This is a genomic window from Flavobacterium zhoui (assembly GCF_042787235.1).
In the GTDB taxonomy this organism is placed as follows: domain Bacteria; phylum Bacteroidota; class Bacteroidia; order Flavobacteriales; family Flavobacteriaceae; genus Flavobacterium; species Flavobacterium zhoui.
Genome location: NZ_JBHZPY010000002.1, coordinates 156,348 through 181,547 on the forward strand (window position 1 = coordinate 156,348; position 25,200 = coordinate 181,547).

A 25,200-nucleotide genomic window follows, 5' to 3' on the forward strand; every position below is an offset into this window, starting at 1 on the left:
GGGGATGTGAATTAAAAATCTAAACAGGTTCTCCGTACAAATCAAATTCAGTAGCTTCGATAATTTTTATCATAACAAACTCTCCAGTTTTTACATAATGCTTGGATGCGTCAATAAGTACTTCGTTATCAACATCAGGACTGTCAAATTCGGTTCGGCCTACAAAATGTCCGCCTTCTTTTCTGTCAATAATACATTTGAAAACTTGACCTACTTTTTCTTGGTTTAAATCCCAGGAAATTTGAGATTGCAATTCCATTATTTCGTTGGCACGCTCTTGTTTTACAGTATCAGGGACATCATCTTCCAGTAGGTATGCATGTGTGTTTTCTTCGTGAGAATAGGCAAAACAACCCATTCTGTCAAATTTCATTTCTTGAACGAAATCTTTTAAAATATTAAAATCTTCTTGCGTTTCTCCAGGATATCCCACAATCAAAGTTGTACGAATTGCCATCCCGGGAACTGCTTCACGGAAATCTTTCAATAATTTTGTTGTTTTTGCCTGAGTTGTTCCTCTTCTCATTGACTTCAAGATAGAATCTGAAATATGTTGCAAAGGAATGTCAATGTAGTTACAAATTTTAGGTTCGCGTTTCATGATTTCCAAAACGTCCATAGGAAAACCAGTAGGGAAGGCGTAGTGCAAACGAATCCATTCGATTCCTTCTACTTTTACTAATGCTTCCAGTAATTCTCCAAGATTACGTTTTTTGTATAAATCAAGACCGTAGTAAGTCAAATCCTGAGCAATCAAAATTAGTTCTTTAACTCCGTTTTTAGCTAAACCTTCTGCTTCTTTTACTAATTTTTCAATAGTTTGAGAAACATTTTTTCCTCGCATTAATGGGATTGCACAAAAACTGCATGGTCTGTCACAACCTTCAGAAATTTTTAAATAGGCGTAATTTTTTGGCGTTGTTGTTAAGCGCTCTCCTAATAATTCATGTTTATAATCGGCTCCTAATGCTTTCAATAATTGCGGTAACTCTGTCGTACCAAAAAACTGATCCACATTTGGAATTTCTTTTTCTAAATCAGGTCTGTAGCGTTCTGAAAGACATCCAGTAACGAAAACCTTATCTACTAAACCTCTTTCTTTTTTGTCTGCATATTCGAGAATCATATTTACTGATTCTGCCTTAGCATTATCGATAAATCCACAAGTATTTATTACAATAATGTTTCCTTCACTTTCGGCTGGCGCTTCATGTTCAACATCTTTGCCGCTGGCACGCAGTTGACCCATAAGCACTTCACTATCATATACATTTTTTGAACACCCGAGAGTGATCACATTGATTTTATTCTTTTTTAAGGACTTCGTTCTCATAGTATTATATTCCCGATAATTTAGGAAGTTTGCAAAATTACGATTTTTTATTCAAACTGAACTTGTTTCCGTTTCTTTTCAAGTGTTTTATGGAGCTATTCCTGCTATTCGTTGCAATCTCCCGAAAAAAAAAATCGGGAGGATTTCCACTTTTATCAGGGCTAAAAAAAATCCGTTTCCTGATAACGAAACAGATTTTCTATAGCTCTTTTTATATATTACAATTCAAATAATAAAGTCAAAGAGACATTGTTATTGATAGTTTTAATATTTGCACCATCTGTGAAACCCTGATTGAAAAAGCCTTGATGTGAACTTCTTTTTGCAGTTGAATAAGCCAAATCGACTTTGGTTGAACCAAAATTATACCCTAAACCACCTGAATAACCAGTCAAATCACCTACAGTTGTTTTGTTTTTATAAGGACTTTGTTCGTATCTATAACCCGCTCTTAAACTCAACTTCTCAATTTTGTATTCAGCACCCAATCTCACCTCGTTGGTTTTATCCAAAACAGAACTCATATAATTGTTGACACTATTAAAATACGAATCATTTTCAGGTTGAAATTTCGTGTTGCTGTAATTTTTCATGGCATAATCAATACTAATTAATCCAGATTTTCCAAAAACATAAGCAAAACTTCCAGTCAATTTGCTTGGTGTTTGTAGTTTGTATGGTGCATAAACATTTGTGACTTGAGGATCTACAAGATCATTGGTATCTGCTTGATTTGCTGCACTGCTTACGGCAACAAGTTTTTGAGAAAATTCATCACTCAAATGATACCAAGTTGATGATTCATAAGCCAGTCCCAAGCGAACTTCGGTAGTAACTTTTGCAATAGCGCCCACTTGAAATGAAAATCCAGTTCCGTAAGTGTACAATTCATTATCAAAACGTAATTTCGTTATTGTGTAATCAGCAGTCAATGGAGCACTATTGTCTTCATAAAAACTAGTAGATTGTCTGTAATCTGTAAAATGAGAGTTTAGGTTCAGTCCTATATATAGTTTGTCTTTGTACGATGTAGCGGCATTAAAAGATAGTTTTCCATTGTAACCGTTTGTTGTTACTGTATTTTCATGATAGTAATTTCCTCCAGCAGGAACATTTGTTGTGTATTGGGTATTGTTGTTATTATTAGGATCAACTGGATTTATGATATACCCTTGATATCCTAAAAACCCTTGCTGCGCTCCGTTATCTAAACTTCTATAACTAGAGTCTCTTAGTTTGCTTAAAGGTATTCCATCGGCATAACTCAAAAAATAGCCATCAATTGAGTTGGTTGGATTGGTTCCGGCTGAAAATAATGAATTAGTGTAATTTTTCACATTGTCATAATTCACAGCCAATGAAAACTTTTTCCAATCGCTGTTTGAGTTTCCATTTCTAAAAACAAAAACACCGCCCGCTTGATTTAAATCAAAGGAGTTATCCTTCTCAGTAGTTGTTGTGCCAAAATAATTTGAATTATTTTTTGTGTTATAACTACTTAAAGTTACCGCAATCTGATTATTTGAAAAAACGGCAGAACCGGCAGGATTTATATTCAAAGAGGATAAATCACCGCCTAGAGCTCCGAAAGCGCCTCCCAAAGCTCTAAAGCGGGCGGTACCATTCAAGTTATCTTGTGCATATCGCATGGCATCTGTTATTTCTTGTGCTTGAGCTACAGTAAAAGTGAAGCCAGTTAGTAATAGGAATAAAATTTTTTTCATTTTATATCAGCTTAAATTTGTTTTGTTTTGTTCAATCTAAAGTAAAAATTATCTTCTTCTTCCTCCGCCTCCAGATGATCTTCCACCATCATTGCTGCTGCCAGAGTTTGAAGGGCTATATGATCTTGAGGATGAATTAGAGTCGTTTCTAGGGCTTGGTGTGTAGGTTCTGGTATTGGAGTTGCTATCACTGCGAGAGTTTGTTGTACTTGATCTTCTGCTGGGCGTATAGCTAGAATTGTTTTGATTTTGAAATTGGTTTCTAGAAAACGTAGGACTTGTTCTAGTGTCGTTGTAAGTAGAATTTTTATAGTTTCCTCCTCTAGTGCCATTTACTTGGTTTTGAGAATAATCTGTAGAACTTCGGTTGTTATAGTTTCGAGTGCTATTTATATTGTTCGAATAATTAGAGCCTCTTCTACTCGGGTTGTAAGAATAATTGTTATTGTTGTAATATCCAGATGAATATCCTCCGCCATAATAAGGATATCCATAATTTGAGTATCCAAATCCAAACCCATAATAAGGAAATCCCCAGCCGAAACTAGAATAACCATATCCATAAGGATAACCATAACCGAAATTTGAATAGCCATATCCATAAGGATAGCCATAACCGAAATTTGAATATCCATATCCATAAGGCGAGCCATATCCATATCCTAACGAAACACCCCATTGATTTGGATAGATATTTATATCAGCTTTTTGATAATTACTTCCCCAATCGCTGTAGCCGGAACCAGTTTGTTGATTGCTTTGATTTGAATCATTGTAACTATCAATATCAGTGAAAATTTGAGTAGACTGATTGTCGTTTTGCAAAGAACTAAAATAATCCTTGTACCGATTGTTTGCGCCAACTTGAGGCTCTCTTTGAATATTTTCAGTCTCAGTAGTTCCATATATACCGTCTCTATTGTAATAAGAACTGTTTTGATAGGAGCCACAAGAGGATAAGAAAATGATCAAAAACCCAATAATATAATAAATTGATGCATTTCTGAAGAAAAAAGTACTAGTTTTCATATCTATGGGGTTTTTTATTGTTGGACACTACAAAAATAGTTAGTTTTGCGGAACTATTTAGTTAAAATAATTAAAACAAAATTTGTGCCAAACTATTCAATATGAGTAAGAACTTAACTACAAGATCAGAAGATTATTCAAAATGGTATAACGAGCTGGTTGTGAAGGCTGATCTAGCCGAAAATTCAGGTGTAAGAGGTTGCATGGTAATCAAGCCTTACGGTTATGCAATTTGGGAGAAAATGCAAGCGGAGTTGGATCGAATGTTTAAAGAAACAGGTCATCAAAACGCCTATTTTCCTTTATTTGTTCCAAAAAGCATGTTTGAAGCAGAAGAGAAAAATGCTGAAGGATTTGCAAAAGAATGTGCGATTGTTACTCACTATAGATTAAAGAACGACCCTGATAGGCCTGGTAAGCTTATGGTTGATCCTAATGCGAAGCTGGAAGAAGAATTAATCGTTCGTCCAACGAGTGAAGCTATTATTTGGTCAACATACAAAGGATGGGTTCAGTCTTATAGAGATTTACCGTTGTTAATTAACCAATGGGCAAATGTTGTTCGATGGGAAATGAGAACCAGATTATTTTTACGTACCGCTGAATTTTTGTGGCAAGAAGGGCACACAGCTCATGCTACAAAAGCAGAGGCTGTTGAAGAATCTGAAAAAATGATGAATGTTTATGCTGATTTTGCCGAGAATTTCATGGCAATTCCAGTTATAAAAGGAATAAAAACGGAAACAGAACGTTTTGCAGGAGCTGAAGAGACCTATTGTATCGAAGCCTTAATGCAGGACGGAAAAGCATTGCAAGCTGGAACATCTCATTTTTTAGGCCAGAACTTTGCAAAAGCATTTGATGTTAAATTTGCTAATGCCGAAGGAAAGCAAGAACATGTTTGGGGAACTTCTTGGGGCGTTTCAACTCGTTTGATGGGCGCTCTGGTAATGACGCATTCTGATGATCAAGGGTTGGTTTTACCTCCTAATTTGGCGCCGATTCAAGTGGTAGTGGTTCCTATATATAAAACAGACGAACAACTAGAAGCCATAACGGCCGAAGTAGATGTTTTGGTGAAAGCATTTAAGAAATTGAATATTTCTGTTAAATACGACAATAGAACAACTCAAAAACCAGGATTTAAGTTTGCTGAATGGGAATTAAAGGGAGTTCCAGTTAGGATCGCTGTTGGTCCTAAAGATTTGGAAAATGGAACTTTTGAAGTTGCAAGGAGAGATACGTTGTCAAAAGAAGTTATTTCTAAAGATGGAATTGTGACTTATATCAGCGATTTATTAGAGCAAATTCAAAAAGACTTGTTTGAAAAAGCATTAAATTATCGAAATACGCACATTACTGAAGTAAATAGTTTTGATGAATTTAAGCAAGTTTTAGACACTAAAGGAGGCTTTGTATCAGCTCATTGGGATGGAACCGCAGCTACTGAAGACAAGATTAAAGACTTGACTAAAGCGACCATCAGATGTATTCCTTTAGACAGAGTAGAAGAGGCGGGAAGCTGCGTTTTTACTGGGGGTGAGTCTATAGGTAGAGTCTTGTTTGCGAAGGCATATTAAAAAAAAATAATTTTTTTTGCATCTACTATTGTACGTTTCAAAAATAGTTGTATTTTTGCATCCGCATTAGAGAAGCAGGGCCCGTTCGTCTATCGGTTAGGACGCATGGTTTTCATCCATGTAAGAGCGGTTCGATTCCGCTACGGGCTACTATTTTTTTTGCATGTTAAAGTTTTCCTGAACTTAGAAGGAAAAATGGCCCGTTCGTCTATCGGTTAGGACGCATGGTTTTCATCCATGTAAGAGCGGTTCGATTCCGCTACGGGCTACAATTCAATTGTAGTAGATTGAAAATAACTTAGGAGGATAAGGTCCGTTCGTCTAGGGGTTAGGACGCCAAGATTTCGTCTTGGTAACAGGGGTTCGATTCCCTTACGGACTACAAAAAAATAGTAAAAGATAAAAAAGCAATAAAATGGCAAATCATAAATCAGCTCTAAAAAGAATTAGAAGTAACGAAAAGAGAAGAGTATTAAACAGATACCAACACAAAACTACTCGTAATGCGATTAAAGCATTAAGAATAGCTACTGATAAAGTAGATGCTACTTCTAAATTGTCAAATGTAATATCTATGATTGATAAATTAGCTAAGAAAAATATCATTCATGATAACAAAGCTTCTAATTTAAAATCTAAATTAACGAAACACGTTGCTAAATTGTAATTAATATAATTTATCTACATATAAAAAAAGCTCCCAATTTTATTTGGAGCTTTTTTTATATGGCATTTTTTCTAATTCTTTAATTAGCTATGTGTAGCTGGTATTTTAGGATAAAAAGAATCAATAAGTGTACGCTTTAGATTTTATTTTTTAAGTATTCAAGCATGGTTAAGGTAATAGGTTTTGACAAGAAATCAATAACCATAGGGTAGGTTTTTGACTTCTCTAAGTCCTCAGGGTCTATTGTTGAGGAAAGGACGATAATCTTTATATTCTTGAATTCAGAAAATGCTTCTTTACTAAAATGATCCAGAAATTCCCAGCCTCCCATAACTGGCATATTTAAATCCAAAAAAATTAATTGTGGATGTTTTTTTAATTGATCTTCTGTATTAGTATATTTTAAAGTATTAAAGTAATGGAGGGCTTCTTCTCCATTTTGTGCAGTGATAATTTCATTTGAAAAAGAAGCTTTAATGATTACTTTTTTGCATAACATAAGTGTTATAGGGTCGTCATCAACGCATAAAATTTGGTCTAACATTATTGTTTATTTTTAAATGTTAATGTGAATGTAGTTCCTTTGTTTACTTCGCTCTCAATGCTAATAGTTCCTCCCATGGTTTCAACTTGAGATTTAACTAAATATAATCCTAATCCTTTACTGTCAGGATAATTGTGAAATCTTTGATAGAGTCCAAAAACTTTGTCTCGATTTCTTTCTAAATCAATTCCAATTCCATTATCTTGGAATGTTAGGTAAACGATATCATCAACTTCACTAGCATTAATTGTTATTTTTAACCTTCTGTTTTCGGATTTGTATTTTATGGCATTTGTCAATAGGTTCAGCATAATGCTTTCTATATACGCTTTGTTTATGTTTAAAACAGAAACTTTTTCGAAATTAAGTTTGATTATCGGTTTGTATAATTCTATTTGAAAACTTAATTGGTTGAAAACATTTTCAAAAATTTCTTTTAGCAGTACATCTTCTTTTTGAATAGAAGGACTGTCTTTGATGATAATTACTTTTACTAAGTCGTTAACGGTGTCGTTTAATAAATGAGTTGATTTACTAAAACCATTTATAATTTCCTTTAATTCTTGATTTTCTATTGGTATGTCCTCGATTAAGTTTAAAAGCCCAGTTAGATTAGATAACGGTGCTCTGAGATTGTGTGATGTAATATAAGAAAACTGTTTTAAGTCTTTATTATTTTGAGTTAATTCTCTGATAAGCTGTTCTTTTTCTTTTTCCTGTTTCTTTTCCTCCGAAACATCTCGCTGTATTGATATCCAATGTGAAAGTTCGTTTTCTGTATTGTAGATTGGAATCATAGAGAAGCGTACCCAATATTCTTCTTTATCTTTTTTATAACTGATTGTTTCAATTAGGCATTCTTGTTTCTTTTTTAGGGCATCAATTAATTTTTTATATTCTTGTTTGTCAGAATTTGGACCTTTGAAAATATTTGGTGTTTTTCCAATAATTTCATCCGTATGATATCCAGACATGATGGAAAAGGCCGGATTAACATATATTATTTTGGGAATTTCAGCGTTTTTAAAATCTGGTTCCGTAATAATTATGGAGTCTTTGGACTGTGTAATGACGGTTTCTAATAGTTTAAGTCTTTGTTCTTCTTCTTTTTGTTTTGTGATATCTTGGATTGCACCAATCATTCTTATTGCTTTTCCTTCTTCATCTTTTAAAAGGAAACCCCTGTCTAAAACGTATTTATAAGTACCATCAGCGCATTTAAAACGATATTGATCTTGCCAATTCTCCGTTTTTTGTTCTATAAATGAATATAGTTTAATAGACATTTTAATGCTATCTTCTGGATGGATTTTTTCAAACCACCATGTGGAGCTGGTGCCAACTTCCTCTTGGGAATATCCAAAAATCACTTCAATTCCTTTGTTCCAAGTCAAACTGTCTTCTTGTATTTTCCAGTCCCATATAGTGTCACTTGTTGCTTTTGCTACAATGTCATATTTTTCATTTGACTCTTTAATTTCATCGTTTGTATTTTTAAGTTTTTCAAAAATTTCGGAGTTCCGATTGTCGTTTTTTGATAAAATTAATTTGTAGGCTATTCCTGTAAAAGTTATGAATAGTAAATCTTTTACGAAATTATAGTTTTGATAGTTAGTGTTGTAGGTTGAATTTTGGAAGAATTTATGGCAAATGATGGCCACAAATAAAGAGATCAGGATATAGGTTATGGTTATTTGATTGGTTTTGTTTTTCATTACTCAAATATAAATAAATAATGTTAAAATACTAAACAACATTTCAACTTATTTTGTCTCTTTTTGCCCCTTTGTTTTTAATGTAATACGTTAACAATATGTAAACTATTGCATAAATATTTTTTATATCAAAATAAAGTGTACCTTTGCACCCATTAAAAATCACAGATGGAATCTATTAGAAACATTGCAATTATTGCCCACGTCGATCACGGTAAAACAACTTTGGTTGATAAAATTATGTATCACTGTCAGTTATTTCGTGACAACGAAAACACAGGTGACTTAATCCTTGATAACAACGACTTAGAGCGTGAAAGAGGTATAACTATTACTTCAAAAAATGTTTCTGTAGTATACAAAGGAACAAAAATTAACATTATCGATACTCCTGGTCACGCCGATTTTGGTGGTGAAGTAGAGCGTGTATTGAATATGGCTGATGGAGTTTGTTTACTTGTGGATGCATTTGAAGGCCCAATGCCTCAAACTCGTTTTGTATTACAAAAAGCATTAGACTTAGGTTTGAAACCTTGCGTCGTTATTAATAAAGTAGATAAAGAAAACTGTACTCCTGAAGAAGTTCATGAGAAAGTTTTTGACTTAATGTTCGAATTAGGAGCAGAAGAATGGCAATTAGATTTTCCAACTGTTTACGGTTCAGCTAAAAATAACTGGATGTCTGACCACTGGGAAAACGTAACTGATAATGTTGAAGCATTGTTAGATATGGTTATTGCTAATGTACCAGCTCCAAAAGTTTCTGAAGGAACACCACAAATGTTGATTACCTCATTAGACTTTTCAGCTTTTACAGGCCGTATTGCTATTGGTCGTCTTGAAAGAGGTGTATTGAAAGAAGGTATGCCAATCTCATTAGTAAAAAGAGACGGTACTATTTTTAAGTCACGTATCAAGGAATTGCACACTTTTGAAGGACTTGGTCGTAAAAAAGTACAAGAAGTAATTGCTGGAGATATTTGTGCAATTATTGGTGTTGAAGGATTTGAAATTGGAGATACTATCGCTGATTTTGAAAACCCAGAGGCATTGAAAACAATTGACATTGATGAGCCTACTATGAGTATGTTGTTTACAATTAATGACTCTCCTTTCTTTGGTAAAGAGGGTAAATTTGTAACTTCTCGTCATATTAGAGATCGTTTGACAAAAGAATTAGAGAAAAACTTAGCAATGAAATTGGGTGAAACTGATTCAGCTGATAAGTTCATGGTTTTTGGACGTGGAGTACTTCACTTATCTGTTCTTATTGAAACAATGAGAAGAGAAGGGTATGAGTTACAAATTGGTCAACCACAAGTTATTATTAAAGAAATTGATGGTAAAAAATGTGAGCCAATTGAGGAATTGACAATCGATTTGCCAGAAAATCTTTCAGGTAGAGCAGTTGAATTCGTTACAATGCGTAAAGGAGAAATGCTTTCTATGGAAACTAAAGGGGAACGTATGATTGTAAAATTTAATATTCCATCTCGTGGAATTATTGGATTGCGTAATCAATTACTTACTGCAACAGCTGGTGAGGCTATTATGGCACACCGTTTTATTGGATATGAGCCTTACAAAGGAGAAATTGCGGGACGTAACAAAGGTTCATTGATTTCTATGGAGAAAGGAAAAGCTATTCCTTATTCTATCGATAAATTGCAAGATCGTGGTAAATTTTTTGTTGAACCAAATGCCGAAATTTACGAAGGTCAGGTAATTGGAGAAAACTCTCGTGCAGATGATATGTGTGTAAACGTAACTAAAGAGAAAAAACAATCTAACGTTCGTTCTTCTGGAAATGATGAAAAAGCGAGAATTATCCCGCCGATTATTTTCTCATTAGAAGAAGCTTTAGAGTACATTCAAAAAGATGAATATGTAGAGGTTACACCAAAATCTATTCGTTTGAGAAAAATCTATTTGACTGAAACTGATAGAAAAAGATTTAAAATCTAATTTTATTTTATAAAAGAAAAGCCATTCGAAAGAATGGCTTTTTTTATGGCTTTATTTTTTACTATTTTGTTTTTGTAAATTTTTATTTTTATGCTAAAAAAAGAGTGAAAGTATAGAAGGTATAGGTGTTTTTTACTTTGAATCTGATTATCTTTTTAAACTAAAATGTCCTTTCGCTTCTCGGCCGTCTTCTAATTTTATGGTGAACCAATAATCATCGGAAGGCATAGTTGCTTTATTATAGATTCCGTCCCAACCTTGACTTGAAGGGGATAATTGTCTCAGTAATTTTCCGTATCGGTCAAAAATAGATATAACCGCATTCTTATAAATAATTGAACTTATTCCTTTTAAGTTCCAATAATCGTTGTAACCGTCACCGTTTGGCGTGAAAAATTTAGGGGCATCCAATACTGAAAAACTTTTCGATCTTTGACCACATCCATTTTTGTTTTCTACAACTAATTCATGAAAACCACCTGGTACGTTTTCAAAAATTGGTGAACTTTGAAAAGAAGTTTCGGTTCCGTTTTGAAAATGTATCTTATATCTGTAATCTTCTGAATTAGCTACTTCAATTATCACTTGGTTGACAGGCTGTAGGTCTTTGATTATAATATTATTTATTTTTGCTAAATATGATAGTGTTACTATGCATTTTCGCGTTGTGATGCAACCGGATTTGTTTTTTAATACTACGCTATATTCTCCTTCTTTATTGACCAATATCGTGGGGCTAGTTTGGCCAGTTGACCACAGATAAGTAAAGTCACTTTCGGTTGATGGTGCTAGAAGTCCGGCATCTAATTGTAAAAAAGGATTTGTAGCTCCCTCACATAGAATTCTATTTTCTAAATTATTTACTTTTGGTGTTGGTTCTGCAATAATTTCAAAATGTCCCATTCCATAACAGCCTTCATCATTTTCAGCTCTAATGTATATTGTTTTTGAAATTGAAGAATATTGTTCTGCGAGTTCATTAATGCCCAATGATGCATCGGCTTCTTTGGCATAAAAAAACAAACGTACATCGGGAGGTAAATTCAAGTCGGTTTTTATTAGATTTTTTTTTTGTTTTAAATTAAACAAACCTTTTCCATTACCAAGATCACATTCATGCATTGCTTCAGGTAATAAAAGAACACTTTTATTGGCATTTAACACTACTGATCCAATACTGTAGCAAGATGAGTTGGGTTGAGTTACTTTTGCAAATAAAATCTCGTTGGGAATACTGTTTCGGTACTTTAGGGGTATTGATGAGGAATTTGTAATGTCATTACCTGCATCACTTTTACTATGGTAATAATAGACCTCGTACTCTTTTTGGCCTAAGCTAATAGGTTCATTGGCGAGAGCTAAATTAAACATTGCTAGGCCATCTGTAGATAAGCTATCTTGTGTATCGCATTGAATTAATTTATAAGTCGTTGCAAGTATTTTGGGAACATCATATATGGTAATTATTTTTTCCAGGGGTTCTCTATCCTCCCCATTTACAGTTTTTATTAAACTTACTTTATAATCGCCAGTTTTTGCATATGTGTGATATGCATCTCGGTCTTTGGAAGATGAACCGTCGCCAAAATCCCAAAGAACAGCATCTATTTTTTCGACAGAATTGATGTGAAAATGTGTAGCCTGTCCTAAACAATTGAATTCATAATTAAACGCATATAAAAACAAAGAGGTGATAAAGGGAGGCAAGCCTAATTTAGTTTTTCCTGTACCTAAATCTACATGGTTCTGTAGAAAATTACAACTGGATCCATCTAATTCAGGATTGTTTATTACGGATAATTTATTGCTGCTATCAGCTCCAAAAGGATATCCGGAGCGATATATCTTTTCATCGAGAGCTAATTGTAAGGCACCAGCAACATTTGTCGAAGAGTTTATTGTGGTTTTTGATCCAATAATATTAGAGCTTTTTAGATCATACTGAATTAACAAACTTCCTAGAGAGACATCATCATTGCTAAATAGATTTGTAGTCACGTATAACTTTTTAGATCTTGCTGAAAATTCTAATCCATAAGGATTTGACCCATTAAGAATTGAAAACCCATTACTTACTTTTCCAGTTAAAGCATCAAAATCGAATAGCCATAAATTGCCTGTATTTCTAATTACATTATTTTTTGGGCCTAAATCATCATTGGGCTTTAAAGCGCTATTTGCGATAGCAATTTTTTTTCCATTAGGCGATGTTTTTAAATATCCAATTGCGTTTGAAAGGTAACCGCCTGTAGGTACATTTAGTGGTGTATTTGATTGGATAGGTTTTTTATCAACACCCTGATTACTTATTTTGAAGGAAAAAAAGGTGCTTTTAAAATGGGTGATTACCCAAAAAGAAACGCCGTCGCCATGCTGTACTGCCGTAATTTTTTCTGAACATTTGAATTTTACATCTTCAGCATTATTTGCATCGTAGGTTATAAGAGGTATGTTTTTTTCCCTTGTAGAAACGTCTCCTAAACCATTATTTAGTCTTAAATCAACTAGGGAATAGTTTAATCCATTATTAGGCGGGTCTTCATTATTTAAGGGGTCATCATCTACATTTGCGGGAAGTGGTTGATCTACAGTAAAAATATAATACAAATTGGGATTATTCGGTTTTGGGACAATAATCGCTGATTGCGTACTTGAGTTATGCCCTAATAAGCCATACCCATTCGGCATAATTTGATGTGATTTGTCATACACAATAGAACCGTCCGTATAAAAAAGTAGATTGCCATTTTTATCAGAAATTGTTGTACATCCTTCGGCAGTATTTAGTTGACCGTCCGTTAAAGTAATGGGACTTCCGGAATTAAAATATAAACCGGCCCTTACTCCAAAATACCAATTTGCAGCTTCCTTTTGGGAAAAAGTAGGTGCTGTAGATAATAAAAGAATAAAGATAAATAATGTACAATTTTTCATATTAACATTAAACAAATAAAGGTAATTAATATGTATCTGAAAAAAAAATTTTTACAGAAACGATGATTACTTTTTAATCTTGTTATCTCTTCAAGCTAAAATGGCCTTTAGCTTCTCTTCCTTCCTCTAATTTTACAGTATACCAATAATCATCTGAAGGTAAAGGACTTCCATTAAAATTTCCGTCCCAGCCTTCACTATTGGTGTTTATTTTAGTTATTAATTTGCCATAACGGTCATATATAAATATAATTGAATTGGTATTGAAATTGGAGTTCACACCTTTTACACTCCAATAGTCATTATAGCCATCACCATTGGGAGTAAAATACTTGGGAAGTCCAAGTACAGCAATAGTTTGACTGACTATTCCACAACCATTTTTGTCATTAATGAAAACCTCATGAATTCCAGCAGGAACATTATTAAATAAATTAGATAATTGGAAAGGCCCGTCTGGTTCGTCTAAACTATATTCGTATTGTCCTTGTCCGGTAACATTTACAGTAATTGAATTTATATCAACTAAATCTATGATTTTTATGGTGTCTAAATGAGCAATATCCGAAGCGGTAACTTTTATGTTGCGGTCTCTGCTACATCCCGAAACGGTGCTTACCTCTACAGTATAATTACCTTCAGTATTAACATTTAAAATTTGCTGTGTTTGTCCAGCGATATTAATTCCATCTTTTTTCCACTGATACGTATAATTGCTAGGAGGAGTTCCGTTTCGTACTCCCGCATGGAGTTGTACATAGAAAGTGGGTAGGTTGGAGCAAACTAATTCATCATCATCACCATTTGCATTACTATTAATATTAGGTAACGAATTGACAACAAATTTTAAAATAGTCGTTGCAGGACAAGATGGATTTAATGGATTCGTTACAGTTACCAAGACATTTTGAGTACCTGTTGTAAAAGTTGGTGCTAAAGTTGAAAGTACAGTTCCGTTTTGTAAAGTATAAGTCACCACCATTCCTATTTGTCCTCTCAAAATAGCTGATTCTAGTGTTGAGGTATTAAAATCAATCAAACCATTCTGATCTGTCGGATCTTTTTCATCATCACATTCTGTTAAATCGATTGCCGGAATTGCAAATGCTTCCGGTTTATAATCAACAATGAATGTAATAAGTGTTTCATCAAAACATTTCTGCGCTGTGTTATTGGTTACAACGGCTTTTATAGTTTGGGAAGAGGTTGTGAAACTTGCTGGAAAAGAACCTGTAATCAAAACTCCATTTGAATCTTTTAAGGGGTTATCTGAAGAGTCAAAATATTTCACTGACACAGCTGTTGCTGTCTGACCTTGGAGTAATTTAGTTTCTAAAGTTGATGTGTCAAAAAGGAATTTGCCATCCTGATTGTCGTCACATTGTCGCGGGATAATCACAGGATTTGCAAATGGCAATGCTTCAACTGTCAATGTTACAAACGGACCTAAACCATAACAAGCATTATCGATATTGCTATCTACACGAACCCAAATATTTTGAATATTTGGATAACCAATATTTCTATAGTTTGCTATATCAGTAATGACTTTGGTTTCAGCCAAAGCATCAGCTTGGTTTCTATAATACTTGATGGTATAAAAATCAGTAGAGGGTAATGGAGGTAATTTTGCTTCTATTGTTGCTTTAGTTGTGCTTAAATCAAAAGTAGCAATTCCGTCTCTTTTATTGTTGTTGGCATTGTTATTCCCATCAATATCCAAGAAATCATCGCAAACAGGTGGTAGCGCTATATTATAACTAACAGGTATGTTAGTAGCAACAACTTTTAATGTTAATTTGGCAACGCTATAGCAACCTGTAATTTTATTGGTAACTCTTGCCCAAATAGACATTAATCCTTGGGGAGCTGGTAACTGAGGATTTATGTTTTCAAAAGCAAGTGGTGTTGTTATTAATTCTACATTATTTACAAGATTTGTAGCATTGGCTCCCGCCAAAGAAGTATAATAAGTAAAATTTTCATTGGCAAAATTGCTTGAAATCAACTCGTTTTTCACCGTTAGATTGAAATATGTTTTGGCATTTAAATCATCATCACATTGTATTATTGTGACATTGTTAACTATTGGTAAGACATATACAGTTAAAATAGTTTCGGACGAAAGTAAGCCGCAAGTGTTTCCCGTCTTGTTTAATTGAACCCTATATTTAGTTCTATTCATGCCACTTTCTACACTTGTTATCGACAAGGTATTCGTTGTTGCTCCAGCATAAGTTGCGTCATCAACAATATCAGTCCAACTTCCGCCTTTAAAAATTTGCCATTGATAAGAGTTCCCGTTATTATCCGTTAGTGTAATTGTGGCATTTTGTAATTCACAAGTAGGAGCAACATTTGGTTGAGTTGTAATGCTTATTGGTGCAGCAGTTATATAATTTACATTTGGAATTGTATAACCTGTTCCGCTTTTTACGATACCATTTGTATTGATTGTAATTGGATTGTTTCCCAATAATCCATCAAAATTAGGGTCTGTAAATCCAGCTTCTGTGACGTCATTGCAAAGATCATTGTCGCTGTCCAAATCTATGTAGTTAAAATTTCCATCGGAGTCAGTATCAGTAACGATGTAATTTAATTTACCGCTATCTGGACTCGTTTCAAGTGCGTCAAACAAGCCATTGGTACCAAAAGAAGCGGCTAACCCATCTATAACTCCATCTTTATTGGCATCAATTGCATTACTTCCTGATTCGACCAAGTCATAAATACCATCATTATCACTGTCTAGGTCGAGTACATCATGTACAGAATAAGTATTATAAATATCATTATCTGTATTAATTTTTGTTATACCTGGTTCAAAAACATTGTCTAGTCCATTTTTATTGGAATCTATTCCTGAAAAAACTTTGAAGCTTTTTCCTTGTGCTTCAATAGTGTCAGGAATTCCATCATTATCGCTGTCAATGTCTAATAAATCTGGAATGCCATCAGAATCTGAATCAAATGTTTGGATATGTTCAATCGCAAATGTTGCTTTGTTGTTATTTGCGTCAGATAGATTGCTATGAGAAAAAGTAAGTGAATTTGTTAAAAAAGTTTGAAATTTGAATGAACCAGTGCCTGGAACCAATGGAGTTGTGCTATTGAGTCTGAAACGGATTTCGAAAGATGAAAATTCCTTTACACCACTTTCATAAATTCCATCATAATTGGTGTCGATCAATAATTGGCCATTAGGATCGGTAACTGTAATGGTTTTGTCAGTTGGTACGCGTACTATAAAATCTCCATCACTATTCATATAATCAGAAACAAGAGTTGCTTGACTGGCATTGTCTTGACTGATATAACTAAAATTTAACGATTCAGACTGATTTAAGTTTAAGGTATAACTTAATGTTCTGGTTTTACCGGCTGGTACTTCAGATACAAATCCATATAATGGTTTACCTATAATACTGCCGGATCCGTTTATTAAACCACTATATCCTGTGCCTAAAACTGGATTAAACTGATTAATTAAGGAACTAAATGCTTCAGATTGGTTAATTATTCCGTCGTTATCTAAATCAATGTCAATGTTATTATTTGTTCCATCATTGTCAGAATCATCGGGACATTTACTTACTGGTATTTTGTCCGAAAAAACAGTAGAACCACAGTTCAAAATGCTTCCCCTAACTTGGTAATATCCAGATTGGGTAGGAGTATATTTATTAGTAGTCGCTCCAGGGATAGCTACCTCGTTAAAAAACCATTGAAAAGTATCATAAGAGGTTAACTCATTAATTTTTAAAATAATATTTGGAATGCAGGCGGTAGTGGATACTGCAAGTTTATCGGAAATAATTTCTGGTTTTAGATCGAAACCAGAATAATAACCTCCATAAGTTGCAGTACCATTTGTGCCTAAATAAGAAACATAAACCTGTTTTGTGGATTTTACACTTACATTTCCAGACAATCCATTGACAGAATAATATACAAAACCGGGGTTTGCATTTATAGTTATTGGACTGGAGGGGATTGGGACATCATTCATTAAAACAGTGGCGCCAACTTCAGTCACAACATTTATGCTTCCACCGAAAGAAATACTTCCTATTGAATCTATAAAAGGAATATTGTCAACTATAGTAGGTGTAGAACAATTTATAGGTGGCACAAAAAATAGATTTTGGTTGGCAGGCGAATCCGTACCGCCAATGCTTTGGTAAGCAAAAATATTTTCGGAACTAGTAACGTATAGATTATTATTACTGTAATTACTTCCGTCTAGTACTAAATATTCGCCTGCATTTTTAATAATTGGCGCAGTATTTCCATTAACGTAAATTTTAGTATTGTCTTTGTGTGCAATTAACAAGACACGTTCTAAAACATTACTTCCTAATCCTTTTATAAAAATATACTCTTTTCCCGTTTTCTCAAAAGAAACTATTTGATCAAAACCAACATCTCTTCCTGTTGAAAAGGTAGTATTTGGTCCTTCATAATTAGAACCACCAAATGAACCAGCGTTTACAACGATATCTTTATCAGAATTTATTAAACTACCGATAATGTTAGTACTGTTAAAGTTTGAACCGTTATTTTCAATAGCTAAAACATAACTTTCATTTTTATTCAAGGTAAATGATAATGGGCCTGTAATAATTTTTCCGTTGGTTAAAACTGTACTAGTAGGAATATTGGATATCGTTATATTAGTATTATTTTCAACAGCTAAAATTGACGCGAAATTCATTAAGCCACTAGTGTTATATTTGTTTAGCATCGCTCCAATTCTAAACTCTTTCCCCAAGGCACTATTTCCTTTCGAAACTAATCCCCCAGCTTGATTATATCCTCCAGCATTTGTTCGTAAGCTGGTATAAATTAGATCCTCGGCTTCTACGATATAACCTTTGTTGCTTAATTTTCCTATAGTTGTATTTGGTGTGAATATTTGCGTGTCGTTGCCCGATCCAATTGAGTAAATCCAAGGATTATTTTTATTTATTGAACGGGTAAATACACTTCCTCCAATTTCAATTACTTTCACTTTGACATCTAGTACGCTAGGGGTAGAAATGTATAAATAATGATCTTGCGGAGAGACTCCAGTTGAAGTACCTGATGTTAATGGCGGTATATAATGCGTTTTACTAAATTGGGCAAAGCAGCTTATTGATAAAAAAATAAAGAAAATAAGTAAAGTTTTTTTCATGGGCTAAAAATAGGAAAATAACTATTATCTTTTTAGCGAAAAATGACCTTTTATGGTTTTATTTTCCTCAAAAATTATGTTAAACCAATAATCATCAGCAGGTAGTGAATAGCCGTTCAATGTTCCGTTCCAACCAGAACTAGTTGAATTAAACTGCTTCAATAATTTACCATATCTATCAAAAATAGTTACTGTAGATTTTGGTAAAAGCCCCAGATTTTTAATCTCCCAAAAATCATTATATCCATCTCCGTTTGGAGTGAAATAACGGGGATAATCCAATACATATATTTTAAATGGTATTGATCGACCGCAACCGTTTTTATCATTGGCATAAACTAGATATTCTCCAGCAGCTAAGCCGGTAAATAAGGGACTATCTTGAAAAAAAGAGCCGTCTAGTGAAAATTCATAATTACCAACTCCAGAATATTCGACCAAAACTGAATTTTCATTTGCTGCAAAATCAGTCACTATTGCATCTGTAATTGTTGCGATTCCAGATGCTGAAACATTAAATTTTTTTGTAGCGGTACATCCATTTGTATTGGTAACTTTTACCGAATAGTTTCCTGGTGTACTGACTAAAATGGAATTAGTAGTTGCAAGAGTATTCCACAAATAACTTGAGAAATTATTGCTTACAGATAAATTAAGTGCACTTCCTTCACATAAAGGGATATTTTCATTTTCAAAGTTAGGAGGATTAAATGTGTTCACAACAAGAGTAATTGGAGTAATCGCATAGCAATCAGATCCATTTAGCACTCTTGCAAAAAGAGTTTGCTGATAAGGAATCGTATTTTTGAAAAAAAAAGACAATTCGTTTTTTTCAAGATAAGCATCTGTAGAGTTTAAATAAAAGGAAACAAAAATATTATTTCCTATACCAGAAAAATAACCTGAAGTAGCAATACCCATTAGATCAAATTGATGTATTCCATCACTGGATCCATCATCATCGCAAACTATTATTGGCGCTAGTGGTGTAATGGTTTTGTTCGAAATAGATAATGTCAATTCAGCATATTTGGGGCATCCATAGGTATCCAAAACTTTTGCAATTATAATTTGATTTTTGGACTTGTTCGTATAGCTATTTGGGCTTGGAATTGGATTTTGATTTTTTTGAGCATCAATACTATTTTCGAAAAAAAACATTTGACTTAAATTGCTATTATTGTTCTTTATGATTGCTTCAGCTTTATTTAAATCAAAAATTGCAATTCCATCCCCATTTTCATCACATTGAATTAAAGAGGTATTTTTTAATACAATTTGAGGCGTAAATTCAATTTTTATTTCACCAGTAGCAATACAATTCGGACTACCTAATTCAACTTCAACCTTATAAGTGCCAGTGTCAGTAACTTTAAGTGAAGGACTTATTTCTCCTGAGATTGGAATAGAGGAGCCATTTTTATACCATTTATAAGAATATGCTGCCGATAGTTTAGTATCAATGATAAAGTTTTCTCCATAACAAATGGGATTATTTGGAAATAGTCGATTGGAACCTAAATCTATTTTGGAAGTAAAACTTCCTGCTTTTATAAAAACAGCAGAGTTAAATGTTGTAGATCCATTATCTGCAATTACTAGTTTTATGTGGTACGTTTTATTAGGAATTACAGTCGTTTCAGCAGTCAGTACAACAGTTTGTCCTGCATAGTTTACTGGACTTGAAGAGGTATTAAATGCTCCAAAAAACGCATCGTTTATTGCAGGACAACCATTTATTCCAAAAGCAGGAGCGGGAATCACAGCAGGAATTAGGGGATGCACATTTGTAGATGAAACGGGAGTGATGGTATTTGGAATAACAGCCAGGTTTTGATAAGGACCAGTGCTTCCGGACTCTTTTATTAAAAAAGCAAAAGCATCTGAATAGGTACAAGGGAAAAAACTTTGGTATTCATTGGAGGCAAATATATAATCAAAACTTAAAAAATTGGTTAAAGGTGTGAAATCGAATTCTAAAACCGTTGCATTTAGTGTTGATTTGCCTAAAACTGTATCTAAATCTGAATCTCCTAACCATGCATTGTTGTCACCTGCAGGAACATTTGCAACATAAGGAGCTTTTGAATTGGTACTACTCCAAGTGCTTAAAAGTACGCCTTCAGTAAAAGGAAAAGTGCCTCCCTGATTATTAAAATAGGCGTAACTCCTTTTGCCTGGAGTAGAATTGTCTCCCGTTGCAATTGGATTAGAAATCGCTGCACAAGTGCTATTATTTACTAAAACATTTTCAACAAGCTGCTGTGCGGAATAAGTATCGTCTACTGATATAGATTGTGCAGTTGCAATAGAACCGTAGCAACAGATGAAAAGATATACTATTTTTTTATTTATAGATTTCATAGCTCCATAAAGATACTACAAATCTCTGTTTTTTAATAATCGATAAGATAAGAAATTGAAAATCAAGGCCCAAGACAAAACAATTACGATAGACCAAAAGTGTACGGCATAATCCTTCGTGTTTTCTATACCTATTTGTGTTCCAATAGATTTTACGACAGATAGTCTAGAGAATGGTTCCACAATTAAATTAGACATTGATTCCAATGGAAAAAATTGTGTAATATAACTGGCTATTTTACTTTCAGGAAAAATTTTAAAAGTCAAGATTCCTTTTAAAATACCCTCAATGATACTCCAGACTAAAAGAAATCCAAGCGCAAACGCGGATCGTTTTACTAATATTCCTAAAAATAAACAGAAAGAGAAAAACCCAATTAATTTTATGAAATAGGCCAGTAGATATTCTAAATCAGAAAAAACAATACCAATTTCTGTGTATGAAGAAAATCCATACCCTAAAATCAGGGACAGTACAAAAATAAAAACCGTCGATGCAAATGCAAATAATAGAATGGTCAAAAATTTAGATTGAATAAACTCTTTTTTACTCATTCCGTCAATTAAATTTTGTTTCAACGTGCCGTAGCTGTATTCGTTCGCCATCATGGAAACTATGACAATAGCTAAAAATAATTTTAAGATTGCAGCAATATAAGTGTTGAAATGCCATATAAAAGGAAAATTAAAAATTCCCATTTCGGCAAGATGAAGTTTAAAAACTCCTAAATCAAACTTTATTGAAGCAATTAATGCAATAAAAGTTAAGAGAATAAAATAAGTTAAAGTCAAAACACGGCTCGCTTTATTTTTCCATATTTTTTGAAGTTCTATTGAGAGAAGTCTTTTCATTTTATTAGAGATATTTTGTAGATCAGATTTATAAATTCAGATTTTTTAAAGAATGGGTTTATTTGTTTTTAGTCAATGCTAAAAATTGTTCTTCTAAGCTGTTTTTGCGTTTTACTAAATGACTCAGAATAATATTTTTTTCAAAGAGAAATTGATTCAGTTCCTTTGCCTCCAATTTATCTTTTAAATAAACCAATACTTTTCCCTCTTCATTTACACTATTTTTTACTGCAGGATGAGCTTTTAAAACAGACATTAGATTTTCAATGTCATCAGCTTGAAGCTCAAAAAATCCTTCGTTTGCTGACATTCCATCAACCAATCCGGAATATAAAACTTCTCCTTTTCTTAAAACTAATGCATGCGTACATACTTTTTCGACTTCGTCTAATAAATGAGAAGCCAATAAAATGGTAGTTCCTTGAGCAGCGATGTGCTTGATAATATCACGGATTTGATGAATACCTTGCGGATCTAAACCATTTGTAGGTTCGTCAAGAATTAAAATTTCGGGATCGTTTAGAAGGGCAGAAGCAATCGCTAATCGTTGTTTCATTCCAAGAGAAAAAGTGCTGAATTTACTATCTTGCCTATCTACTAGACCTACTAATTCGAGCTTTTCGGTTACTTTAGCGTAATTTATGCTTTTAATTTTGCAGACTAATTCTAGGTTTTCTTTTGCGGTCATGTAAGGATAGAAATTGGGTCTTTCTATAATTGCCCCCACTTTTTTAAGTGCTTCATGAGTTTGCATGGTGCCGCCAAACCAACTGTATTCTCCAGACGTTTTGTTGACTACATTTAATATAATTCCTAAGGTTGTCGATTTTCCACTTCCGTTTGGACCAAGTATACCGTAAACATTGCCTTTGTGTATTTCGAATGAAACGTTATTTAAGGCTTGTAAACTGCCGTAACGTTTGTTAAGATTTTTAATAGAGAGAATAATTTCCAAAATGTTCGTTTTTGATATATTTTTATATGACGAACAAAATAGAAATTTGTTACTGCTAATCGGGAAATTGTTTTTTACCAATCAGTAAGGATGCTGCTTGTAATTTTTCAGCATTAATCGGTTTCATGATATAACTTTTTACCCTTTTATTTTTTTTTGACATTTCAATATCAACGGGGTCAATTGATGAAGTAATAATAAATATGGGAATTTCTTTTTTTATAGATAAATAATTAAACTCATCTAGAAATTGCCAACCATCCGTAACAGTCATATTGAGATCAAGTAAAATTGCATCGGGTAGGTTTTTGTTCTCTGTACAATTCTTTTTTAATTCCTCTAATGCTATTTGCGGACTAAAAAACGGATTGATTGTTTCGCAAAACTCATTTTTTAGTAGTAAGCATACTGACCAATTTTACGGATAATTGATCATCATCAATGATATAGGTTATTTTATTTTTCATTCAAATAAATTTTAAATGTAGAACCAAGATCTAATTTACTTTCGATTTCAATTTTACCATCCATGGCTTCCAGTTGATTTTTGGTTATATACAATCCAATTCCTTTTGCATCTTCATTGCCATGAAAAGTTTTGTACATTCCGAAAATTTTATGACCGTTTTTCTCTAAATTTAATCCCAGACCATTGTCTTTGAAGCTAATAACGGTATAGTTTTCATTCACTTCGTAACCAATCTCCAAAAAAGCCTTGCGGTTAGGAGATTTATATTTTATTGCATTAGTAAAGAGATTAAGTAAAATACTATCCAGATATGCTGGAACAGCATACACGATTAAATCTTCTGGGATGGTATGGGTTATTGTAATTTGACTTTGTTTAATAACTAAACTTAAAGCCATTTTAGTTTTTTCGATTTCATCTTTTAAAAGAATCTTCGTTTTTTCGATGCTTGTTTTTTGTTGAATAGTAATTATTTCATTCAAATATTCAATTGTTTCTGATAGTTTTTCTGTTCCTTCCTTAAATAAATCAAAATAGGAAAGTTTTTCAGTTGTAGTCTCGGTGTTTTCGATTAAATCAACAACCATTGTTAAATTACTGGTATGAGATCGAATATTATGAGAAACGATATGGGCAAAATTATATAATTTATTATTCTGCTGACTGGTAACGTCTAGTAGTCGCTGTAGTTCAATTTCTTTTTCAATTCTGGAAGTAACATCTCGACCTACACCCACAAAATTGATGAAGTTATTTTGTGAATCAAATAGTGTTGTAATATTCAGCTCGAACCAATATTTTTCTTTTTTCTTGTTATAATTCAGAATTGTAATTTTGATGCTTTCTTTATCCTGAATTGCTTTTCTCATTTTGGCTGTTGATTGCACATCCGTTTCTGGACCTTTGGATAGATAACCTGGTTTCTTGCCAATTACTTCTTCTAAACATAGCCCTGTCAGGTCTAAATAAGCATTATTTGCCCAAATAGCATCACCATTAGGATTTGCAATTACAATTGTATCTGTAGTTTCTGAAGCTGCAAGAGATAGCATATTCAATTTCTCTTCTACATTTTTCCGCTCACTGATATCTCTGAAAAAACAAACTAAATAAGTTATTTTATTCATTTTAAACTTTTTACCAAAAGCTATTTCAACAGGGATTAATTTTTCGAACTTATTTATTATAGAAGTCTCATTTACAACATAATCATCTTTTATTAAGTTGTAATTGAGGAAAAATGCGACCTGTTTTCTATTTTCTAATGGGAATAATTCAGAATTATGCAAACCTTTTAATTCAGTGCTATTGTATCCGGTAAGCTCTTCTGCTCGGGGATTATAATCTGTAATAATTCCATTTGAAGTGTCTATTATAAAAATAGCATCATTAGCGCTTGAAAAAATAGAAGAAAATTTTTCAACACTCAATTGAAGTTCCTGAATTAGATTCTGTTCTTTGGTAATATCCTGGAATGTTCCTAATAGTTGGGTCGGAATTCCATCAATTATTTCAACTTGACAGATACATTCAATATATTTGATATTGTTTTTGCCCGTTGTAATTTGAAATTTGTCCTCAAATGAAATTCCATCACTAATTGCTTGATTAATAAGCATTTTGATTTTGTCTCTATTTTCGCCTTCCGTGTAAAAGTTAACACCACTACCATTAATAGGGTCAAAGTCTTCAGGAACTTCTAGAATATGTTTAGTTACGGCATCCCAAAAGACCTCGTTAGTTATAATATTCATTTTCCATATACCAATCTTTGCAGATTGGGCAGCTTTGCAGTAAAGCTCAAGCTTATTCGTCATAGTAAGTTTGTAGGTTTAAATGTCTTGGGGACAATCAAATATATAATAATTTTGTATGTTTTGATTTTTTTAC

Annotated in this window: 15 protein-coding genes and 3 tRNA genes; 6 read left to right on the forward strand and 12 right to left on the reverse strand. The window is 33.3% G+C overall.

Features of this window, described 5'->3' with window-relative positions:
- Nucleotides 1-19: 19 nt before the first annotated feature.
- The 3 genes from rimO to ACFX5F_RS03710 all read right to left on the reverse strand — a co-directional run bounded on the left by rimO (nt 20) and on the right by ACFX5F_RS03710 (nt 4,086).
- A complete protein-coding gene (gene rimO, locus ACFX5F_RS03700; protein ID WP_379850026.1) occupies nt 20-1,333 on the reverse strand; it encodes a 30S ribosomal protein S12 methylthiotransferase RimO in 1,314 nt (437 codons plus the stop codon).
- Nucleotides 1,334-1,551: 218 nt separating this feature from the next.
- Nucleotides 1,552-3,057 (reverse strand): OmpP1/FadL family transporter, encoded by a 1,506-nt coding sequence (locus ACFX5F_RS03705; protein ID WP_379850028.1) that lies wholly within the window; start codon nt 3,055-3,057, stop codon nt 1,552-1,554.
- A 48-nt stretch (nt 3,058-3,105) separates the two neighbouring features.
- A complete protein-coding gene (locus ACFX5F_RS03710) occupies nt 3,106-4,086 on the reverse strand; it encodes a hypothetical protein (RefSeq protein WP_379850030.1) in 981 nt (326 codons plus the stop codon).
- Between the two features lie 101 nt (nt 4,087-4,187).
- Between ACFX5F_RS03710 and proS the strand changes: the two genes are divergently transcribed.
- The 5 genes from proS (at nt 4,188) to rpsT (ending at nt 6,333) form a co-directional block, all read left to right on the forward strand.
- A complete protein-coding gene (proS, locus tag ACFX5F_RS03715; RefSeq protein ID WP_379850032.1) occupies nt 4,188-5,666 on the forward strand; it encodes a proline--tRNA ligase in 1,479 nt (492 codons plus the stop codon).
- Nucleotides 5,667-5,744: 78 nt separating this feature from the next.
- Nucleotides 5,745-5,816: transfer RNA gene (locus ACFX5F_RS03720), tRNA-Glu, on the forward strand.
- 47 nt (nt 5,817-5,863) lie between these two features.
- Nucleotides 5,864-5,935: transfer RNA gene (locus ACFX5F_RS03725), tRNA-Glu, on the forward strand.
- A gap of 41 nt (nt 5,936-5,976) precedes the next feature.
- Nucleotides 5,977-6,048, forward strand: a tRNA-Glu gene (locus ACFX5F_RS03730).
- Between the two features lie 33 nt (nt 6,049-6,081).
- Entirely contained in the window at nt 6,082-6,333 is a 252-nt protein-coding gene (gene rpsT, locus ACFX5F_RS03735; protein WP_073207384.1) for a 30S ribosomal protein S20, read from the forward strand.
- A gap of 136 nt (nt 6,334-6,469) precedes the next feature.
- Here rpsT and ACFX5F_RS03740 read toward each other — a convergent pair whose 3' ends face one another.
- Both ACFX5F_RS03740 and ACFX5F_RS03745 read right to left on the reverse strand, forming a co-directional pair.
- The gene (locus tag ACFX5F_RS03740) at nt 6,470-6,877 is read right to left on the reverse strand and encodes a response regulator (protein WP_379850034.1); all 408 of its coding nucleotides are present in this window, start codon (nt 6,875-6,877) and stop codon (nt 6,470-6,472) included.
- On the reverse strand, nt 6,877-8,592 hold the full coding sequence (locus ACFX5F_RS03745; protein WP_379850036.1) for a PAS domain-containing sensor histidine kinase: 1,716 nt from the start codon (nt 8,590-8,592) through the stop codon (nt 6,877-6,879). The genes ACFX5F_RS03740 and ACFX5F_RS03745 overlap by 1 nt, the downstream gene beginning before the upstream one ends.
- Before the next feature lie 168 nt (nt 8,593-8,760).
- Here ACFX5F_RS03745 and typA point away from each other — a divergent pair, with 168 nt between their 5' ends.
- Complete coding sequence (typA, locus tag ACFX5F_RS03750) at nt 8,761-10,557, forward strand: translational GTPase TypA (protein ID WP_103999815.1); 1,797 nt, start codon at nt 8,761-8,763, stop codon at nt 10,555-10,557.
- A gap of 147 nt (nt 10,558-10,704) precedes the next feature.
- On the opposite strand, the gene ACFX5F_RS03755 is transcribed toward typA, so the two are convergent.
- The 7 genes from ACFX5F_RS03755 to ACFX5F_RS03785 all read right to left on the reverse strand — a co-directional run bounded on the left by ACFX5F_RS03755 (nt 10,705) and on the right by ACFX5F_RS03785 (nt 25,064).
- Nucleotides 10,705-13,491: a T9SS type B sorting domain-containing protein gene (locus ACFX5F_RS03755; protein WP_379850038.1), complete on the reverse strand. Its 2,787-nt coding sequence runs from the start codon at nt 13,489-13,491 to the stop codon at nt 10,705-10,707.
- Nucleotides 13,492-13,573: 82 nt separating this feature from the next.
- Nucleotides 13,574-18,670: a T9SS type B sorting domain-containing protein gene (locus ACFX5F_RS03760; RefSeq protein WP_379850040.1), complete on the reverse strand. Its 5,097-nt coding sequence runs from the start codon at nt 18,668-18,670 to the stop codon at nt 13,574-13,576.
- Between the two features lie 24 nt (nt 18,671-18,694).
- Nucleotides 18,695-21,034 carry a T9SS type B sorting domain-containing protein gene (locus ACFX5F_RS03765; RefSeq protein ID WP_379850042.1) on the reverse strand — a complete coding sequence of 780 codons (2,340 nt, stop codon included), beginning with the start codon at nt 21,032-21,034 and terminating at the stop codon, nt 18,695-18,697.
- Nucleotides 21,035-21,049: 15 nt separating this feature from the next.
- Complete coding sequence (locus ACFX5F_RS03770; protein ID WP_379850044.1) at nt 21,050-21,886, reverse strand: ABC transporter permease; 837 nt, start codon at nt 21,884-21,886, stop codon at nt 21,050-21,052.
- Nucleotides 21,887-21,944: 58 nt separating this feature from the next.
- Nucleotides 21,945-22,841, reverse strand: a complete 897-nt coding sequence (locus ACFX5F_RS03775; protein ID WP_379850046.1) for an ABC transporter ATP-binding protein — start codon at nt 22,839-22,841, stop codon at nt 21,945-21,947.
- A 55-nt stretch (nt 22,842-22,896) separates the two neighbouring features.
- Complete coding sequence (locus ACFX5F_RS03780) at nt 22,897-23,214, reverse strand: response regulator (protein WP_379850403.1); 318 nt, start codon at nt 23,212-23,214, stop codon at nt 22,897-22,899.
- An 83-nt stretch (nt 23,215-23,297) separates the two neighbouring features.
- Complete coding sequence (locus ACFX5F_RS03785) at nt 23,298-25,064, reverse strand: PAS domain-containing sensor histidine kinase (protein ID WP_379850048.1); 1,767 nt, start codon at nt 25,062-25,064, stop codon at nt 23,298-23,300.
- Nucleotides 25,065-25,200 lie beyond the last annotated feature (136 nt).

Bases quoted from the DNA above. Each gene is read 5' to 3' on its own strand.
- rimO (WP_379850026.1), bottom strand. From the start codon at position 1,333: ATGAGAACGAAGTCCTTAAAAAAGAATAAAATCAATGTGATCACTCTC.
- ACFX5F_RS03705 (WP_379850028.1), bottom strand. From the start codon at position 3,057: ATGAAAAAAATTTTATTCCTATTACTAACTGGCTTCACTTTTACTGTA.
- ACFX5F_RS03710 (WP_379850030.1), bottom strand. From the start codon at position 4,086: ATGAAAACTAGTACTTTTTTCTTCAGAAATGCATCAATTTATTATATT.
- proS (WP_379850032.1), top strand. From the start codon at position 4,188: ATGAGTAAGAACTTAACTACAAGATCAGAAGATTATTCAAAATGGTAT.
- rpsT (WP_073207384.1), top strand. From the start codon at position 6,082: ATGGCAAATCATAAATCAGCTCTAAAAAGAATTAGAAGTAACGAAAAG.
- ACFX5F_RS03740 (WP_379850034.1), bottom strand. From the start codon at position 6,877: ATGTTAGACCAAATTTTATGCGTTGATGACGACCCTATAACACTTATG.
- ACFX5F_RS03745 (WP_379850036.1), bottom strand. From the start codon at position 8,592: ATGAAAAACAAAACCAATCAAATAACCATAACCTATATCCTGATCTCT.
- typA (WP_103999815.1), top strand. From the start codon at position 8,761: ATGGAATCTATTAGAAACATTGCAATTATTGCCCACGTCGATCACGGT.
- ACFX5F_RS03755 (WP_379850038.1), bottom strand. From the start codon at position 13,491: ATGAAAAATTGTACATTATTTATCTTTATTCTTTTATTATCTACAGCA.
- ACFX5F_RS03760 (WP_379850040.1), bottom strand. From the start codon at position 18,670: ATGAAAAAAACTTTACTTATTTTCTTTATTTTTTTATCAATAAGCTGC.
- ACFX5F_RS03765 (WP_379850042.1), bottom strand. From the start codon at position 21,034: ATGAAATCTATAAATAAAAAAATAGTATATCTTTTCATCTGTTGCTAC.
- ACFX5F_RS03770 (WP_379850044.1), bottom strand. From the start codon at position 21,886: ATGAAAAGACTTCTCTCAATAGAACTTCAAAAAATATGGAAAAATAAA.
- ACFX5F_RS03785 (WP_379850048.1), bottom strand. From the start codon at position 25,064: ATGAATATTATAACTAACGAGGTCTTTTGGGATGCCGTAACTAAACAT.